Consider the following 18,667-nt stretch of genomic DNA (forward strand, 5'->3'; position numbering starts at 1 on the left):
GGTGCAGCGGGGCCGAGTCAGCCCTGGGGCCGGGTGCCGGCTGCACCGGCCCAAACGTCGTCGACGCCCAGGGTGACCGGGACCTTCGTGGCCGAGCCGGACACGTAGGCCGCCACCCCGATGCCGCCGGCGCGCTGCAGGGCCTCGGTGGTGTCGGTCGCGGTGACCTGCCAGTCCGTCGGCTCGGGCGAGCCCTCGGTCCACGCCATCGCCTTCAGCGTGGTGGTGCCCACCCCGCTCGTGTCGAAGCGCACGTGCAGCACCGTCCCCGGGCTGTACGTCACGCCCGGCAGCGTCATTGCCCGCAGCGTGGTCTCGGCCCCGGACACCGCTCGCTGCAGCGACAACTGGACCCGGCCGTCGGGGGCGTAGCGGACCATCGCCCGGTAGTTGCTGTTGCCGACGTGCCGGGAGAGCACGTAGGCGTAGGTCCCGCCGCCGGTCGCCGCCGTGTCCAGCGAGAGGGACACCTCCACGGCCGTGTCGGTCTCCGACACCGCGTTCATCGTCGCCCAGGTCGACGACCCGGGGGTCGTCACCACCAACCGGCCGACGCCTTCGGAGACCGACGACGACGCCGCCGGGACCGACCATGGACCACCCGCGTCGGCCTCGCCCAGCCCGGCGGTCGAGGTCCGCTCGAAGGTGTCGAGAGCGAACGGCGCGCCGAGCTCCGGCTCCGGCTCGGGCTGCGGCTCGGGCTGCGGCTCGGGCTCGGGCTGCGGCTCGGGCTCGGGCTGCGGCTCGGGCTCCGGCTGCGGCTCGGGCTCGGGCTGCGGGGCCGGCTCCTGGGTCACCGGTGCCGTGACCGTCACCGGCTGGGTCACCGAGTGGGTGGCACCCGCGTCATCGGTGATCGTCAGGGTGACCTGGTAGGTGCCGGCTGCGACGTAGGTGTGCCCGGCGGTCGAGCCCGAGCCGGTCGCTCCGTCCCCGAACGCCCAGTCCCAGCGGACGACCGTGCCGTCGGCGTCGGTCGAGCGCGAACCGTCCACGGCGACCGTGAGGTCGGTGGGCACGGCGTCGAAGACGGCCGTCGGCTCGGCGTTCACCGGCTGCGCACCGTCCGGCGACGGCACCGTGCCCGCGTTGCCCACCCACACGTCGTCGAGGTCGAGCACGACCGGGGTGGCCGTGGCCGAACCGGAGACGTAGGCCGCCACCCCGACCGATCCCGACCGCTGCAGGGCCTCGGTGCCGTCGGTCGCGGTGACCTGCCAGTCCGCCGGCTCCGGGGTCCCGTCGACCCAGCCCTTGGCCTGCAGCGTGGTGCTGCCGGTCCCGCTGGTGTCGAAGCGCACCTGCAGCACGGTGCCCGGCGTGTAGGTGATCCCCGGCAGCGTCACGGTGCGCAGCGAGGTGTCCGCACCGTTCACCGCCCGGGCCACCGACAGCTGCACCCGGCCGTCGTTGACGAACCGCACCATCGCCCGGTAGTCGCTGTTCCCCACGTGGCGGGACAGCAGGTAGACGTAGGTCCCGCCACCGGTGGGCATCGAGTCCAGCGCCAGCGACATCTGCATCGCCACGTCGGTCTGGGACACCGCTCCCAGCGTCGCCCAGGTCGAGGACCCGGCGGACTTGACCGTCAGGTGACCCGTTCCCGCCGACACCGACGAGGACGCCGCCGGGACCGACCAAGCCCCACCGAGGTCGGCCGTCCCCAGCCCGGTCGCCGCCGAACGCTCGAAGGCGTCACGCGCGTGGACCGTCGGGGGCACCGGTGCAGCCACCGTGACCGTCTCCTCGGCGCTCGCCGTGGCGCCATCGTCGTCGGTCACCGTGAGCGTCACCGGGTAGCTGCCGGCCTCGGCGTAGGTGTGCGAGGCCGTGGCACCGGCGCCGGTGGAGCCGTCCCCGAAGTCCCAGTCCCAGCCGACGACCGTGCCGTCGTCGTCCCGGGAGGACGACGCGTCCAGCGACACCTCGAGCCCGGACACCTGCGAGGTGAAGGCCCCCGACGGCGGCGTGTTGGGCACCGGAGCGGTGACGGTCACCGAGCCGGCGCGCTGGGCGGTCGCCCCGTCGTCATCGGTCACCGTGAGGGTGACGGGGTAGGTGCCGGCCGCCGCGTACGTGTGGGCCACCGTCGCCCCGGTCACGCTGACGCCCTCGCCCAGGTCCCACGTGTAGGACGCGATGGTGCCGTCGGGGTCCGTGGAGCCCGACGCGTCGAAGGTCGCGGTCAGGTCCGCCGTGGTGCTGGTGAAGGACGCCGTCGGGGCGACGTTCGTGGTCTCCCCGGTGGACCCCAGCGTGAAGTGGTTCCGGACCCGGTCCGCGGTCAGCGCCGTCGGGTAGACGGCGACCTCGTCGAGCCGGCCGTTGAGGTACTGCGCCGTGTTGTTCCAGGTGCTGTCCCCACCGGCCCGCCAGTAGCCGCTGTAGCTCTGCGCGGAGGTGACGTCGCCACGGGAGGCGGCCAGCTCGCCGTCGACGTACACGGCCATGCCGGCCTTGCCCAGCGTCGCGACCACGTGGTGCCACTGACCGTCGTTGTACCCGGCCTTGCTGTTGACGGTCCGCTGGGCACCCGGGTACACCCCGAAGTACACCCGTCCGGAGCCGTCCAGGAAGACGTGCCGGTCGTAGCTGGTGCTGTTCCCGGTGTTCCTGTTGCCGAAGCCGACGAGCTTGCCGCCGCTCCTGGACGTGGTCTGGAACCAGGTCTCGATGCTGAAGGTCTGCGGGCCGGGGACCCGGGTCTGGGTGGCGAGCAGTCCGGTGCTCGTGCCGCTGAAGCGCGCGGCGGTGTCGGCATCGTTCTCGATCGCACCCGCCTGCGCGAGCGTCACCCCGCTGCCCAGTGTCGCGTCCATCGCACTGGCGTGGTCGTAGGCGGTGGAGCCCGAGGGCTCGCCGACCGGCCAGTGGTGCTGGGCGCCGTCGGCGAGCACGGTGTCGGCGTAGGGACGGCGCACCGCCGTGCCTGCTGCGACCTCGACGCTCGTCCAGGCGGTCGTCACCTGGTTGCCGGCCGGGTCGGTGACGGTGATCCGGTACCTGTGCGTCCCGGCGCTGAGCCCGGTGTCGGTGTAGGCCAGGGTCGGCCGCAGCCAGAACGTGCTGGCCTGCACCACCTCTCGCACCGGGGTGCTGGTGTCGCCGTCCCGGTACACCCGGTAGGTGAGGTTCTCGTTGTCCATGTCCCACGTGGTCTGCCAGCCGACGCGGGCGGTGCCCGGGCCGAGCGAGGTCACCGTGGGGATGAGCTGCTCGTTGCCACGGGGGCCGACCTCGTTCGGTGCGATCTCCGGGACGGCGAAGCGCACGAGCCCCTGCTGGGCGATCCCGTTGACCGTCGGGAACTCACCGGCGTAGACGACGTACTGGCTGTTCCCCGCGACGCTCCACGGGCCCTGGTTCTGCCCCGTGTAGGTGCCCATGGCCAGGTCGGGGAACCAGGTGAGCAGGCTCGGGGCCGGCTGCCCGGTGAAGTTGCCCGTCTCGGTGCCGACGGTCCCGGTCGCCGCCTTGCTGAACGCGATGGCCCGGTAGAAGCTCTGCGGGTCGGACTCGGGGAACCCGCCGATGTTGCTGCAGGCGTGCGGGTGACCGGCGATGTAGGAAGCGGTGCCCGAGGCCCACACGGAGTACGTGTCGCCGCGGCAGTCGTTGATCCACCGCACTGCGCCGGTGTCCGCGTCGGCGGCGACGACCCCCTCCAGGTTCCCCCGGCCGAAGGTGTAGCCGGCGGCGTAGACGGTGTCGCTGTCGACCGACAGGCTCATAATCGCCGCGGTGCTGCCGGTGTTGTCGACCACGGTGCCAGCGGCGAAGGGGAGCGCGGCACCGGTCGTGCCGTGGACCGCGCCGAGCCCCTGGGCCCGGGAGCCGGCCAGCGTGTCGAACGACCCGCCGACGACGACGCCGGGACCGCTCGGGGCCACGGCGAGGGCGTTCACCTGGCCGTTGGCTACGGGCGCCCAGGGCAGCAGCGCACCCGTCGGGTAGGAGAAGGCGGCCAGCCGGGTGCGGGCCGCGGAGCCCACGGACTCGAAGGTGCCGCCCACGTAGACGGTGGTGTCCGTCGCGGTGATGGCCCGGACCTGCGAGGGGAAGCCGGGCCGAAACGTGGTGTCCAGCGCACCGGTCGCGGTGTCGTAGGCCGCGAAGCGGTACCGCGGCTGGCCGTCGGCGGCGGTGAAGTCGCCGCCCACGAAGATGCGCGAGCCGTCGGGGGACGCCACCACGACCCGGGCCTGCGCGTTCAGGTCGGGCGCGAAGCTGGTGATCAGCTCACCGGTGCGGACGTCGTAGGCGAGCAGGTTGTTGCGGACGGTCTCCTGGGTGCCGCGGGGCGCGCCCGCGGGTCGGACGGACGTGAACTTGCCGGCGGCGTAGACGGTGTTCCCGACCACCACCTGCGACCAGACCACCCCGTCGATCTGCACGGTGGGCAGGGGGTCAGCGGTGACCGTCGCCGGCGTGGCCGGGTCCGCCGGGTCCAGCGGCGCCGAGTCCGCGTGCGCCGTGCCGGCGAGCAGTCCGCCGAGGGCCCCCGCGAGCAGGAGCAGACTGAGCAGCGAGGCCAGGATCGCCCTGGACGCCACCATCCGTGCAGACATCGTTTCCCCGCTCGTCCGATCGCTTGCCCGGCCAGTCATCCGGCCGACGTTCGGACACTAAGCGTGACGAAGTGCGGGATGACATCCCCCGTACCGGTGACGCAGCGTGCTCAACGGGTGAACGCGAGCCTCTTCATCACGCTGTGTCAGCGCCGGATCACGCGTGTGTGCGCCCGTGCGGCTCCACCACGCACCAGGCCCCCTCGACCGCAGGGGCGGTCGAGGGGGCCTGGCTGGACGGAGGACGTGGCGGGACGTCAGCTGGCCGCGCCGGTGAACACCGCGTAGGAGGCACCGGGAGCGTGCCCGACCTGCACCGTGACCGAGTCCCGGTCGCCGGTCGCCAGGGTGAAGACGTACACGCCGTCGGCACTCGCCCCCGGCCGGAGGGTCCCGGAGAAGGGCTCTTGCGAGGGGTCCTCGAGCGGTGAGGCCGGCGTCGCCTCCGGGCCGTGGAACAGGTTCACCACCACGGCGTCGAGCGACACGTCCGCCGACGAGTCGTTGGTGACCCGGACGGTCACCCGGACGGCCGGACCGGCGATGTTGCCCGGCCCGGTGGCCTGACCGTCGATGCCCTCGATCGAGGCGACCTCGATGGTCAGACCGTCCACGGGGACCGGCTCCTCCAGCGCGACCGCCGGCAGGTCCGGGGGGAGCTCCTGCGCGATCGTCACCGGGTCCGCAGCCGAGGCCGGGGGCCCACCGGCCGGAGCGGCCGTGTCGCTGGACGGGGCGCTCGGGTCGGTGGCGCCGGACGCCGGATCGGTGGCGCCGGGAGCCGGGCCGGCGGTCGTCGCGGCGGTGCTGCCGGCCACCGGCGACGTCACGTCACCCGGTGCCCTGCGGTCACCGAGCGCCAGGAACGCCGATGCGACCGCCACGACCACGACCAGGGCCGCCAGGAGGGACCAGGTCCGCCGCCGCGACCAGCGTGCGGCCCCGGAGGGGACGTCGGTGTTCACGCGCTCAACCTGCCCATCTCTCGATACCACTTGACCGACGCGACGGCGAGGTAGCCGGCCGTGCCGAGGAACATCAGTCCGTAGGCCGCCAGGAACACCTGCGGCGCACCGAGCAGGACGAACACCAGGCACAGCAGGCCGTAGTCGGTCGGCAGCACCAGGAGGGAGCGCAGCACGCTCGGCCGCTGCCCGGACGTCCGCGCAGCCCGGCTGGTCCCGCCGTGGGCGGCACGCAGTGCGTCGTTCAGCAGGGTGACGAAGAAGTGGACGACGTCGACCACGGAGAACGCCAAGGGCAGCAGCAGCCACACGGCGTCCACCGTCTCGGAGCGGTAGAGGCCGATCAGCAACGCGAGGTGCAGGCTGGCGATCTTGAGCGCGTCCACCATGTGGTCCAGCCACTCCCCGGCCGGGGAGCCACCGCCCCGCAGCCGGGCCAGCTGGCCGTCGGCGGAGTCGAAGGCGTACCCGAGCACCAGCAGCAGCGCGACCGTCAGGCCCATCGGCCAGGACGGCGGCACCAGGGCGAGCACGGCGATGCCGGTGAACGTGCACACGGCGCTGATCCCGGTGACCGCGTTCGGGGTGAGCCGGGCGTGGAAGGCCAGGGCCGCGAGCACCCGCCCCAGCCTCCGGTTCACGAACCGGGAGTAGGCGGGGGCGCCCTGCGCGCCCTTCTGCGCGCCGGCCAGCCGGCGGACCGTGTCGGCGACCGTGCCCTCCGGACGGGCCACCGCGGTCGGCACCGTCGTCACGACTGCGCCGTCCGTGCCGACGGGACGTCGCTCGACCCGGCCGCCGCGGGCCGCGCGGCCGGTCGGCCGGGTGCCCGGCGAGGCGCAGGGGCGCTGCCACCCCCAGGGGCGGAGGCGGGCTGGACCAGTGGCCACTCGCTGGTGCGGGTGCCGGCAGCCGGCCCGAGCCGCAGCCGCCGGCCGCTGGGGCGGGTCCGGGGGAACTCCCGGGCGGCCAGCGCGCGGCACAGCTCCTCGTAGCGGGACGCCACGTGGTCCCAGTCGTAGCGGGCGGCGAGCAGCCGTGCCCGCTTGCCCCGGCGGCGGAGCTTCTCGGGCTCGCGCTCGGCCTCGTGCAGTGCGGAGGTGACGTCGTCCGGCGTCCGGAAGTAGCGGCCGCTGGACTCCAGCACCTCCCGGTTGAAGGAGACGTCGTAGGCGATCGTCGCCGCGCCCGCGCCGAGCGCCCGCAGCAGGGAGGGGTTGGTCCCGCCCACGGAGTGCCCGTGCAGGTACGTCGCGCAGTGCACGTACAGCTGGTCGAGGAGCTCCTGGTCCCAGACGCCGCCGAGGAACCGCACCCGGTCGTCGGCGAGCGCGTGCACGCAGCGGGTGTAGTCGTCGGCGTAGGGCGCCGACCCCACCACCACGAGCGGCAGCTCGGCGTCGCTGCGCCGGTAGCCGTCGACGATCACGTCGACGTGGTTCTCCGGCTCGAAGCGGGCGACGACGAGGTGGTAGCCGCCCGGCGTCAGGTCCACGGCCGACAGCCGGTCGGACCCGGCGCCGTCGGTCTTCGGTGCGCCGTAGGCGATCTGCTCGGTCGGGGCCGCGAACTCGTCACGGTAGTAGTCGGCGATGCCCTGCGCGTCGGCGATCAGGGCGTCGGACCAGCGGACCGACAGCGCCTCGACGACGCGGTAGTACCGCTTGCCGATCCCACCCCACTTGGCGCGCTTCCACTCCAGGCCGTCGACGTGGGTGGCCACCGGGATGCAGGCCGCCCGCAGCAGCGGCAGCCAGGGCGCGTTGGCCGCGTTGAACACGATCGCGGCGTCGACCCGGTGGGTGAGCAGGTGCGCGACCGAGAGACCGGTGTGGCTCAGCGTCTCCAGCGACCGGCGGCGCAGCGCCGGCAGGTGCACCAGCCGCATGCCCAGGTGCGTCGCCGGCCGGGGTCCGCCGGTGGTGGTGCGGCAGTAGACGACGACGTCGTGGCCGGCCTCCACCAGGCGCCGGCCGACCTCCTCGACCGCGGTCTCGAAGCCGCCGTACCGCGCCGGCACGCCACGCGTCCCGACCAGGGCGATGCGAAGGGCGCCCGACCTCCTGGGTGGCATGGCCTCTGGCTCCGTTCCTCGGAGTCGGCGCCGGCCTCGGGACGAGGGAGCGGCGACCGACCGACCTGCACGTGCTGGACGAGCCGTGCCGGCCGTCCACCCTCGACCCTCCCCCGATCGCGGAGTGGCGTCGCGCTTCGCAGCAGTGCGGTCACCCGGAGGGAGGACGCCGGTGCTCGTCCGTGGCCGCCCGTTGCGCGGCCGCGGCTCAGTAGGCGCCGGATGCCGAGACGACGGCGCGTGCGGTCTTCCAGAGGATCTGCACGTCCAGGGCGAGCGACCAGTTCTCCACGTAGCGGAGGTCCAGCCGGACGGCCTCCTCCCACGGCAGGTCGCTGCGGCCGGAGATCTGCCACAGCCCGGTCAGGCCCGGCTTCACCAGCAGCCGGCGGCTGACCGAGGTGTCGTAGCGGGCGACCTCGTCGGGCAGCGGCGGACGCGGCCCGACGAGCGACATGCCGCCGGTGAGCACGTTGACCAGCTGGGGCAGCTCGTCGAGGGAGAGCCGGCGCATCCAGCGGCCGACCGGCGTCACCCGCGGGTCCTCCCGGATCTTGAACAGCAGCCCGTCGGCCTCGTTGCCGTCCGACAGGCCGGCGACCTGCTGGTCGGCGCCGACGACCATGCTGCGGAACTTGAGCATCGTGAAGTGCTGGCCACCGAGCCCCACCCGCTGCTGTCGGTAGAGGACCGGCCCGGGACCGGACAGCCGGACCGCGAGGGCGAGCCCGGCCAGGACCGGAGCGAGCAGCAGTAGCGCGACCGAGGCGACCGACCGGTCGAGGGCCGCCTTCAGCACCCGGCGCCAGCCCTCGAACCGGGGCTGCTCCACCGAGAGGAGGGGCAGCCCGTCGAAGGGCCGGATGTGCAGGCGCGGCCCGGCCACCTCGACCAGCCCGGGGGCCACGAGGAGCTCCAGCCCGGTGCCCTCGAGCTGCCAGGACAGGGCGCGCAGGTACTGGGACGCCGTCTCGCTGGCGGAGGTGACGGCGATCGTGTCGGCACCGACCCGGCCGGCGAGCTCGACGACGTCGTCCAGGCCCGCCACCGGCAGGTCGGTCACCCGCGCGACCCGGCTGCGGTCGTCCGGCGTCACGCAGACGCCGACGACGTCCAGTCCGGCGTGCCGGGTGCGGTGCAGCCGGTCGACCAGGTCCAGGACCGCGCCGCCGCGGCCGACGACCACGACGCGCTTGACGCAGCGCCCGGCCATCCGCTGGCGGTGCAGCACGCGCCGGGCGGCGTACCGCTCGACCAGTGTCGCGCCGGTGAGCGCCGGGACGGCGAGGACGACCAGCGCGCGGCTGAGGTCGAGCTGGGCGGCGTAGCTGACGAAGCCCATCCCGGCCAGCAGCAGCAGGCCGGCCCGGCCGACGCGACGGAACTCGTCGCTGCCCACCCCGAACCAGCGTTCCTCGTACGCGCCGGTGACCGCGAGCAGCGCCGGCCAGGCGACGACCAGGCTCAGCCCGGCCCAGAACAGGACGCTGCCCACGACCGGCCCGTCGTGGGCGAGGAGGACCACGGCCGCCGCGGACGCCGCGATCAGCGCCTCACCGAGGACCAGTCCGGCGCGGTGCCGCCGGGCCCAGCGGGCGGTGCCCCGGGCGCGCGCGGTGGTGTCCGGGACGCGCTCGACGGCCACGAGCGACGGGACCGCCGCCGACGACGGGTGACCGACGGTGTCGGTCGGTTCCGCACGTTCGAGCAGCATGGGGCCCCCAGTTCTCCGCAGTGATCACGCACAGTCCGCTGGCGACACGCAGGAGTGGCTGGTGGCCAGGGCAGAGCCCGGACCAGCCGCTGCACTGGTGACGCTCAGCAACCATCACAGGCGGTGACGATCAGGGGCAACGCGGACGGGGGTGCTTCACCCGTTGGGACCGGGACCACGGCCGCGACCACCCGTCCGGGCGACGGTGTGTACCGACGGTGGTCAGCTGCGGGGGTGGACGACGTTCTGCGCGGCCTCCAGGCCGCGCTCGAGCAGCAGCTCGGTGGCGTCGGCGGCCTCGCCGACGAACAGCTCGAGCGTCTTGCGCTCGGTCGCCGAGAAGTCCTTGAGGACGTAGTCGGCGGGGTCCTGCCGTCCGGGTGGGCGGCCGATCCCCGCCCGGACCCGCAGGTAGTCGCGGGTGCCGGTGGAGCGGGAGATGGAGCGCAGGCCGTTGTGCCCGCCCTCGCCGCCACCGCGCTTGAGCCGCACCACCTCGAAGTCGAGGTCGAGCTCGTCGTGCACGACGACCAGGTCGGTGGCGGGCAGGTGGTGGTAGTCGAGCAGCCCGCGGACCGGGCCGCCGGACTCGTTCATGTAGGTCGAGGGCACCGCCAGCACGACTCGCCGGTCGGCGAGCCGGCCCTCACCGGACAGCGACCGGGCGCGGGGCCCCTTGCCGGGTGACAACCGGACGCCGGCCCGGGCGGCCAGCTCGGCCAGCACCATCGCCCCGACGTTGTGCCGGTTGCCGGCGTAGCCGGGGCCGGGGTTGCCCAGCCCGACGACCAGGAACGGTCCCTCCGACACCGGGGGTGCGGGGGCGGGCGCGGGAGACGCCGCAGGGGCGCCGGCGGTGCCGGCGCCCCTGCGGGTCGTGCTCTCGGTCAGCGGACCGGTCAGGCGTCGCTGGACTTCTCGGCGGAGTCCATCGACTCGCCGCTGCCCTGGTCCTGCGGCTCCGGGACGACGTCGCCGTCGGCCTCGGACTCGTCGCGCTCGATGCCGGCCTCGGCCTCGGCCTCTTCCAGCTCGGCCTCCAGCTCGGCGGCGGACGGCGCACCCAGGAAGCCGATGACCAGCGCCTCCGGGTCGGTGATCAGCGTCGCGCCGGCCGGCAGCGGCAGGTCACTGGCGGTGATGCCGTTGCCCGCGGTGCGGCCGGTGATGTCGACCTCGATCGTCTCCGGCAGGTCGGTGGCGTCGGCCTCGACGAGGACGCTGTTCAGCTGGTGGTTGCTGATCGTGTCCGGGGCCGGCTCGCCGACGATCAGGACGCGGACCTCGACGGTGGTCTTCTCACCGCGGCGGACCAGCAGCAGGTCGACGTGCTCGTGGATGCGGGTGATCGGGTCCCGCTGGATCGCCTTGGTCAGCGCCAGCTGGTCCTTGCCGTCCATCTCGATGGTCAGCAGCACGTTGGTGCCGCCGTTGCGCAGGGCCGCGGCGAACTCGCGGGCCGGCAGCGACAGGTGGACGACGTCCTGGCCGTGCCCGTACAGGACGGCGGGGACGCGGCCCTCGCGACGGGTCCGGCGGGCACTGCCCTTGCCGAACTCGGTGCGGGGCTCGGCGGCGAGGCGGAATTCAGCCACGGTGGTGTGCTCCTCAACAGGTGGATCGGGTCTGTGTGCTCAGCGCACGAGCGCGGCACACCCCTGGAGGGCAGACGCACGTCGATCACGGAGTCGGAGAACCGCTCCCTCGCCGGGCAACCAGTCGAGCGTACCTGAGCGCCCGAGGCCGCGAGACAGGGACGCGGCCATGCGCGCCAACGCCACCAGCGGAGGGACCCCGGACCCATCGCCCGAAGGGCGTCTGCCGATCCCGGCGCGGCGCCGAAGGCTCCCGCCGGGACCGGCAGGTGGGTCCGTCCGCGACGCCGGCACGGGGCCCGGAGGGTCCCTGCCGACGACGCGGGAAACGGCTCAACTCACGTCGGGAACGCCTCCTGGCCGCGATGCGGCCCGAAGGGTCGCGATCCTACGAAGCCCCACCGAACAAGCTCGTCACCGAACCGTCCTCGAAGACCTCCTTGATCGCCCGGCCGAGCAGGGGGGCGATGGAGAGCACGGTCAGCTTGTCGAAGCGACGTTCGGCCTCGATGGGGAGCGTGTTGGTGATGATCACCTCGCTGACCCGGCTGTTCTTCAGGCGGTCGACCGCGGGGCCGGAGAGCACCCCGTGGGTGGCGGCGATGATGACGTCGGCGGCGCCGGCCTCGAACAGCGTCTCGGCGGCCTTGGCGATCGTGCCGCCGGTGTCGATCATGTCGTCGACCAGGATGCAGACGCGACCCTCGACGTCACCGACGACCCGGTTGGCGACGACCTCGTTGGGCCGGGTGACGTCGCGGGTCTTGTGGATGAAGGCCAGCGGGGTGCCGCCGAGCTTGTCGCTCCACCGCTCGGACACCCGGACGCGGCCGGAGTCGGGCGAGACGACGGTGAGGTCGCGGTCGCCCCACTTGCACTTGACCTCGTCGATGAGCAGGTCCATGGCGAACAGGTGGTCGACCGGGCCGTCGAAGAAGCCCTGGATCTGCGCGGTGTGCAGGTCGACGGTCATCAGCCGGTCGGCGCCGGCGGTCTTGAACATGTCGGCGACCAGCCGGGCGGAGATCGGTTCGCGGCCGCGGTGCTTCTTGTCCTGCCGGGCGTAGGGGAAGAACGGGGCGACCACGGTGATCCGCTTGGCCGAGGCGCGCTTCAGCGCGTCGACCATGATCAGCTGTTCCATCAGCCAGGTGTTGATGGGTGCGGTGTGGCTCTGCACCACGAAGGCGTCGCAGCCGCGCACCGACTCCTCGAACCGCACGAACAGCTCACCGTTGGCGAACTCGTAGGAGGAGGTGGGGGTGGGGGTGACGCCGAGGTGCCCGGCGATCTCCATCGTCAGCTCGGGGTAGGCCCGGCCGGAGAAGAGCATCAGGCTCTTGTTGGTGGTCTGCCTGATCGCGCTCATGATCGCCCCTGCTGGTCGTCGTCCGTCGCGGCCGGGGGCCGGTCCGCGGACTCGGTGGTTCGGGTGTCGGTGACTGCGGCCGCTGCGTCGTCAGCCGCTGCTGCGGCCTCTGCGCCGGGCGTGCCCGGACGGCGCCGCGCCACCCAGCCTCCCACATTGCGCTGGCGTGCCCGGGCGACGGCCATCGCCCCAGGCGGGACGTCGGTGGTGATCACGGACCCGGCGGCGGTGTAGGCCCCGTCGCCCACGGTGACCGGCGCCACGAGCATGGTGTCCGAGCCGATCCGCACGTGGTCACCCACCGTGGTGCGGTGCTTGGCGACGCCGTCGTAGTTGACGAACACCGTCGCCGCGCCGATGTTGCTGTGCTCGCCGATGGTCGCGTCGCCGACGTAGGACAGGTGGGGCACCTTGGACCCCTCGCCGACCTGGACGTTCTTCGTCTCGACGTAGGCGCCCACCTTTGCCCCGCGGCCCAGCCGGGTGCCCGGGCGGAGGTAGCTGAACGGGCCGACGGTCGCCGCCGGGCCGATCTCGGCCAGCTGGACGTGTGACCGGACGACCGACGCCCCCTCCCCCACCTCGGTGTCGACCAACGTGCTGTCCGGGCCGACGACCGCGCCGGCACCGACGGTGGTCGCGCCGAGCAGTTGCGTCCCGGGGTGCAGGACGACCTCCGCCGCCACCTCCACGGTCACGTCGACCCAGGTGGTCTGCGGGTCCACCACGACCACGCCGGCCCGCATGAGGTCGTCGAGGACCCGGTCGTTCATCGTGCGGCGCCGGGCGGCCAGCTCGCGCTGGTCGTTGCAGCCGAGGGTGTCGTCGGGGTCGGCCGCGCGGTGCCCGCCGACCGGGGCGCCGTCGGCCACCAGCAGGCCGAGGACGTCGGTCAGGTACTGCTCGCCCTGGTCGTTGGCGGCCCCGACCCTGGTCAGCGCCTCCCGGACGGCGGCGGCGTCGCCGACGTACACCCCGGCGTTGACCTCCCGGATCGCACGCTGGGTGTCGTCGGCGTCCCGCTCCTCGACGATCGCCCGCACCGCGCCGCCGGCGTCCCGGACGATCCGCCCGAGGCCGGTCGGGTCGGCCACCTCGGCGGTGAGCACGGTGAGCACGTCGCCGGCCTGCTGGTGCGCCCGGACCAGGGCGGTCAGCGTCTCCTCGCGCAGCAGCGGCGCGTCCCCGTTGAGGATCAGCACCGCACCGGTCACCTCCGTGAGCGCGTCCAGCGCGACCGCCGCCGCGTGCCCGGAGCCCAGCTGCTCCTCCTGCACGACCGGCAGCGCCCCCGGCGCGACCGCGCTGAGGTGCTCGGCCACCGCCTCCCGACCGGATCCGACGACGACGACGGTCTGGGCGGCCCGCAGCGGGGCGGCCGCCGCCAGCACGTGCCCCAGCAGCGAGCGGCCACCGATCGGGTGCAGCACCTTGGGCATGCGCGAGCGCATCCGCGTGCCCTGCCCGGCGGCGAGGACGACGACGGCGCCGACGGCGCCGTCCGTGGTGGGGGTGTCCTGCAGGGTCACGGAACGAACTCCTCGCGATGGCGACGGTTGGCGGCGCGCGTCGGCGCTGACTGGCTGGGGGACTCGGACTCGAACCGAGACTGCACGGCTCCAAAGGCCGGCGGGCTGCCGATTACCCCATCCCCCATCAACCGGCCCGCCGGGGCAGAACCGCGGCGGCCCACCCTGAGCCTAGGGCCGACGTCGGGAGCGGGCACCCAGGCCCGCCCTCCGGGACGTCGGACGGTGGCCGGACGGACCCGGTCGGGCGGGGATCAGCCCACCAGGCGGGCGCCGTGGACCGGGCCGTGCACGGCCCGCACGGTCCGGAACACCCCGGCACCGGCGAGCTCATCGGCCAGCCGGACGGCGCCGTCCTCGTCCTCGGCCAACGCGGCCACCGTCGGGCCGGAGCCGCTGACCAGCGCCGCCCGGGCCCCGGCCTCGGTCGCGACCCGCATCGCCCGGTCCAGCTCCGGGCGCAGCCGGAGCGCCGGCGCCTGGAGGTCGTTGTGCAGCGCGGCCGCCAGCGCCGACGCCGGACCGCTGTGCAGCGCGGCGAGCACCGGCCCGGTGGCGGCCATCAGCCCGCCGTCCGGCAGGGTCCCGGCTGCCCGCTGGGCGTCCAGCTCGCCGTACACGGTGGGGGTCGACAGCCCCTCCCCGGCGATCCCGAGCACCCAGTCCCAGCGCCGGCGGGCCAGCACCGGCGTCAGCCGCTCGCCGCGCCCGGTGCCCAGCGCCACCCCGCCGAGCAGGCTGAAGGGGACGTCGCTGCCCAGCACTGCGGCGAGCGCAGCCAGGTCGCCGCGAGTCGCCCGGGTCCCCCACAGTGCGTCGAGCGCCACCAGCGTCGCCGCGGCGTCGGCGCTGCCGCCGGCCAGCCCGGCCGCGGCCGGGATCGACTTGTCGACGGTCAGGTGGGCATCGGCGGCCACCCCGGCGTGCCGAGCGAGCAGCTCGGCGGCCTGCCAGACCAGGTTGCGCTGGTCGGTGGGCACGCTCGCCGGGCCTCCACTGCTCCCCGTCCCCTCGCCGCGGACGCTGAGCGAGAGCCCCTCGGCGCGGCGGACGGTGACCGTGTCGAACAGCGACACGGCGAGGAAGACCGTCTCCAGCTCGTGGAAGCCGTCGGCCCGCAGCGGCCCCACGCCGAGGTGCACGTTGACCTTCGCCGGCGCCCGCGCCGTGATGGCGCCGTTGCCGGCGAGCCGGCCGGGGCCGCCTGCGGTCGCGTTGCTCATCGGGTCATCCTGCCCGCCGGTCCACCGTCGCCGACCGGTGCACCTCGCCTCCCGGCCGCGGCACGCGCTACCGCCCCTCCGCGGTGACCGGGTCGGTGGCCGCGAGCCGGGCGAAGTCGGTGACCGACAGCTGCTCCCCCCGCGTGGTCGGGTCGATGCCGGCGGCGCGCAGCCGGGCCTCGGCGGCGGCCGGGCTGCCGGCCCAGCGAGCCAGCGCCGCCCGCAGGCCCTTGCGCCGGGTGGCGAAGGCCGCGTCGATGACGGCGAAGGTGGCCGCCCGGTCGCCGTCCGGCGCCGGTCGGCGGGTCAGCGCGACCAGTCCGGAGTCGACGTTGGGCACCGGCCAGAAGACCGGCCGCGGGACGTTGCCGGCCCGCCGGACGTCGGCGTACCAGGCGGCCTTGACGCTGGGCACCCCGTAGGCGGGCGTGCCGGGTGCGGCGGCGAGCCGGTCGGCGACCTCGGCCTGCACCAGCACCAGCGAGGTGCGGATGGTGGGCACCAGCTCCAGCAGGTGCAGCAGCACCGGGACGGCGATGTTGTAGGGCAGGTTGGCCACCAGGGCCGTGGGCGGGGGCCCGGGCAGCTCCTGCACCCGGAGGGCGTCCGCGGTCACCACGGTGAGCCGCCCCGCCACGTCCGGGGCCCGCTGGGCGACGGTCACCGGCAGCTGGTCGGCCAGCCGGGGGTCGATCTCCACGGCGGTCACGTGTGCGCAGGCGGGCAGCAGCCCCAGGGTCAGCGACCCGAGGCCCGGCCCGACCTCGCACACGACGTCGTCCTCGTGCAGGCCGGCGGTCCGGACGATCTTGCGGATCGTGTTGGCGTCGTGCAGGAAGTTCTGCCCGAGGGTCTTGGTCGGTCGCAGGTCCAGCTGCTGGGCCAGCTCGCGGATCGCGGCCGCACCGAGCAAGGCCGTCACGACCGGCCTCGCTGCAGGGGCCCGCCGCGAGCCTGCGCGCGGCGGGGCTCCGGCCCCGTCGCAGGGTCCCGACCCGAGCTCGCGAGGGCCGGGGGGCGACGGGGTCCTTCGACCTGCATCAGCCGAACAGGCGAGGGCCGCAGTGCGGCCACTGCCCTGCGCCGGAACGGGCGTACAGCATCTGCGCCCGCATGGTCTGCTCCTCGGCCGACGCGGCGGCCGGGTCACCGCTGCCCCCGACGGCGGACCAGGTGCTCGTGGAGAACTGGTACATGCCGCGGTACTTGCCGGTGCCGCTCACCGCGGTGGGCCGGCCACCGGACTCGCAGGCGGCCAGCGCGGCCCAGTTCAGGCCGTCGGCGCTGACCACGGCGGCCGGTGCCGCCGGCTTCTCCTTGGTGCCGACGGCCACCTGCTGGTCGACCGCCGGGGTGCTGACCTCGACGCCCAGCTGCTCGCGGCCGGTCTCGACCCCATCGGTGACGGTGACCCGCCAGGTGACCGTCTGCGCGCCCTCGACCCCCTGCTGGGTGACCGTGCGCTGCCCCTGGAAGGCGTTCGGGTCCGGCGTCTCGACGGTCGCGTAGTCCAGCGGCTGGACCTCGGTCACGTCGGTGACGACGACCCGGGTGACCCGCAGGACCATCGCGTCCAGCAGGGGCTGCTGCGGGTAGATCGAGGTGCGGTCGGTGGCCGACAGGGCGATGCCCTGCTCGGCCAGCAGGTCACCGGCGGTCGCCGCGGTGGTGGTGACCACGCGCTGCTGGCCGTCCGCGATCAGCGTGACGTCCTTGTTGGTGGTGATGGCGAGGTCCATGCCGTCCAGCGGCAGGCGCTGGCTGCGGCTGGCGGAGAGCACCAGCTCGTCGGTGCGGTACCCGAGCTCGGCCAGCGCGCCGTCGACCGAGAGGGCCGTCGTGTAGACGTCGGTGCGCACCCCGTCGACGGTCAGCGTCAGCGGGCGGGCGCGGTTGAGCACGATCGTGGCGCCGTCGCCGATGGCGTCGCCGGGGTCGGGCAGGACGACGTCCTGCGAGGCGGGCTCCAGGCCCTCGTCCGCCAGCACCTCAGCGGCCGTGCCGGCATAGGTGCGCACCTCGCGCGACTGGCCGTCGACGGTCAGGGTCACCGTCTTCTGGGCAGCGAAGTAGGCAGCGGAACCGCCCACCAGGCCCAGCAGGACCAGGACGAAGAGAATCGACTTCAGCGATCGGTGCACAACACATCCACGGGTCACGGGGCCCGGGCAGGGGAACGAGGGCGACAGCCGACGGACCTCACCCGGAGGGCGGCGCCCATCACCGTGCGGCCCGACGAGCTCCGGGTCCGGGAGCGGTCACCCGGGCAGGAACGAGCGCCCAGGTGTTCCCCACCCCGGCTTGTCGGTCACGGCACGATAACGAACGCCTGACGGAAGAGAACGGTGCGGGATCAAGAAACCACCATGTCGACTCAGCCCTCCGCAGGCGCGCCGACACGGTGAGTGAGAAACGCGCCATCAGCGCGCCAAGCCACCCGGGTCGACGCCGTGCGCAAGGCCACAGCCGGCCGTGCGCCCGGAACGCCTCAGGCCAGCGCGGGCGAGGCCTGCCGCACGGGGCGCAACCAGGTCACCAGGAAGCCGGCCACCACCAGTCCGGCGATGATCGCGGAGAACCCGCCCGCGACGAGGGCCACCGGCAGCAGCCCGGCGCCGTCGGAGGTCACCTGGTCGCCGAGGTCGATCGCGGCGCGGAGCAGCAGCGCCCCCAGCGGGAGCAGGGCGAGCACGCTGGCCGCGGCGACCGACAGGTGCGCGGTCCAGGTGCGCTGCGCCTCGTCGACCGGCACGTCGGCGCCCTCGGCGGGGAGCGGGCGCAGCCACACCCGCAGCAGGGCGGCCTCGGCCAGCAGCCATCCGGCCAGCGGCACCGCCGTCGCCGTCGCCACGACCGGCGACGCCAGGTCGTCGACCTGGAGCAGGGCGGTGAGCACCACCCCGGCGACCGCGGCGCGCATGGTCCACAGCAGCCAGAGCGAGATCTGCTCCGACCGCCGCGGCCGGCGCGCCGGGCTGGCCGTCGCCCAGCGCGGCCGCGGCCGGGTCGCCTCGGCCAGCAGCACGCCGGCCAGCAGGCCCACGGCGAGGGCGGGCACCCAGAGGAAGACCGACGCCTCGGCGAACAGCACCACCGTGCTGACCACCAGCGCCAGGCCGAGCAGCAGCCCGAGGAGCCGCACCCGGTGGGCATGGGTGGCCTGGCGGGCGAGCTGCGCGGTCGCCTCCGGCGTCACCGGGACGAACTCGACACCGGCGGAGGCGACGGCCCGGCGACCGGACGCGAGTGACCAGCCCCGGGCCAGCATGGCGGCCGGGACCATCAAGGCGATGAAGAGCACGACGGCGATGAGGCGGCCCACTCCCCCAGTGTGCCCCGGTTCAGCTGGCCGGGGGGCGGCCCACCCGCCTCAGTCGTCCCAAGGGCCGAAGACGCGCTCCGCGGTGGCGGTGAGGGCGCCGCACAGCTGGTCCAGCGGCACCCCGGTGACCTCCGCGAGCGCCCGGACCGTGTGCGGTACCAGCCGGGCGGAGTTCGGGCGCCCGCGCAGCGGGGCCGGGGTCAGGAACGGGGCGTCGGTCTCGACCAGCAGCTGGTCCAGCGGGGTGAGCGCCGCCGCCTCGCGCAGGGCGCCGGCGCTGGAGAAGGTGACCGTGCCGGCGAAGGACA

Annotated in this window: 14 protein-coding genes and 1 tRNA gene; all 15 read right to left on the reverse strand. The window is 74.4% G+C overall.

The features are described 5' to 3' along the window. Positions 1-17 precede the first annotated feature (17 nt). The gene (locus G5C62_RS07325) at positions 18-4,568 is read right to left on the reverse strand and encodes a PKD domain-containing protein (RefSeq protein WP_164700496.1); all 4,551 of its coding nucleotides are present in this window, start codon (positions 4,566-4,568) and stop codon (positions 18-20) included. A gap of 257 nt (positions 4,569-4,825) precedes the next feature. Further along, positions 4,826-5,533 carry a hypothetical protein gene (locus G5C62_RS07330; protein WP_164700497.1) on the reverse strand — a complete coding sequence of 236 codons (708 nt, stop codon included), beginning with the start codon at positions 5,531-5,533 and terminating at the stop codon, positions 4,826-4,828. After that, positions 5,530-6,288, reverse strand: coding sequence for a CDP-alcohol phosphatidyltransferase family protein (locus G5C62_RS07335; protein ID WP_206330517.1), 759 nt, complete (start codon positions 6,286-6,288; stop codon positions 5,530-5,532). Before G5C62_RS07335 ends, G5C62_RS07330 begins: the two co-directional genes overlap by 4 nt. Beyond that, positions 6,285-7,553, reverse strand: coding sequence for a glycosyltransferase (locus G5C62_RS07340; RefSeq protein WP_241175761.1), 1,269 nt, complete (start codon positions 7,551-7,553; stop codon positions 6,285-6,287). Before G5C62_RS07340 ends, G5C62_RS07335 begins: the two co-directional genes overlap by 4 nt. Positions 7,554-7,815: 262 nt before the next feature. Beyond that, the gene (locus G5C62_RS07345; RefSeq protein ID WP_164700499.1) at positions 7,816-9,321 is read right to left on the reverse strand and encodes a sugar transferase; all 1,506 of its coding nucleotides are present in this window, start codon (positions 9,319-9,321) and stop codon (positions 7,816-7,818) included. Positions 9,322-9,543: 222 nt separating this feature from the next. Then, complete coding sequence (gene pth / locus G5C62_RS07350) at positions 9,544-10,131, reverse strand: aminoacyl-tRNA hydrolase (RefSeq protein ID WP_164700500.1); 588 nt, start codon at positions 10,129-10,131, stop codon at positions 9,544-9,546. Between the two features lie 89 nt (positions 10,132-10,220). Continuing rightward, positions 10,221-10,916: a 50S ribosomal protein L25/general stress protein Ctc gene (locus G5C62_RS07355; protein WP_036341023.1), complete on the reverse strand. Its 696-nt coding sequence runs from the start codon at positions 10,914-10,916 to the stop codon at positions 10,221-10,223. Between the two features lie 388 nt (positions 10,917-11,304). After that, positions 11,305-12,285 (reverse strand): ribose-phosphate diphosphokinase, encoded by a 981-nt coding sequence (locus G5C62_RS07360; protein ID WP_036341020.1) that lies wholly within the window; start codon positions 12,283-12,285, stop codon positions 11,305-11,307. Further along, a complete protein-coding gene (gene glmU / locus G5C62_RS07365; protein ID WP_241175762.1) occupies positions 12,282-13,814 on the reverse strand; it encodes a bifunctional UDP-N-acetylglucosamine diphosphorylase/glucosamine-1-phosphate N-acetyltransferase GlmU in 1,533 nt (510 codons plus the stop codon). Before glmU ends, G5C62_RS07360 begins: the two co-directional genes overlap by 4 nt. A gap of 51 nt (positions 13,815-13,865) precedes the next feature. Next, positions 13,866-13,941, reverse strand: a tRNA-Gln gene (locus G5C62_RS07370). 127 nt (positions 13,942-14,068) lie between these two features. Continuing rightward, complete coding sequence (locus tag G5C62_RS07375; RefSeq protein ID WP_052091654.1) at positions 14,069-15,037, reverse strand: 4-(cytidine 5'-diphospho)-2-C-methyl-D-erythritol kinase; 969 nt, start codon at positions 15,035-15,037, stop codon at positions 14,069-14,071. Positions 15,038-15,104: 67 nt separating this feature from the next. Then, positions 15,105-15,959, reverse strand: a complete 855-nt coding sequence (rsmA, locus tag G5C62_RS07380) for a 16S rRNA (adenine(1518)-N(6)/adenine(1519)-N(6))-dimethyltransferase RsmA (protein WP_036341014.1) — start codon at positions 15,957-15,959, stop codon at positions 15,105-15,107. A 118-nt stretch (positions 15,960-16,077) separates the two neighbouring features. Next, a complete protein-coding gene (locus G5C62_RS07385; RefSeq protein ID WP_036341011.1) occupies positions 16,078-17,178 on the reverse strand; it encodes a resuscitation-promoting factor in 1,101 nt (366 codons plus the stop codon). A 347-nt stretch (positions 17,179-17,525) separates the two neighbouring features. Further along, positions 17,526-18,359 carry a hypothetical protein gene (locus G5C62_RS07390; RefSeq protein ID WP_052091653.1) on the reverse strand — a complete coding sequence of 278 codons (834 nt, stop codon included), beginning with the start codon at positions 18,357-18,359 and terminating at the stop codon, positions 17,526-17,528. Positions 18,360-18,407: 48 nt separating this feature from the next. Continuing rightward, positions 18,408-18,667: TatD family hydrolase (locus G5C62_RS07395; RefSeq protein ID WP_206330518.1), on the reverse strand; the 260-nt coding region annotated here is incomplete at its 5' end.

The organism is Modestobacter sp. KNN46-3, assembly GCF_011039295.1.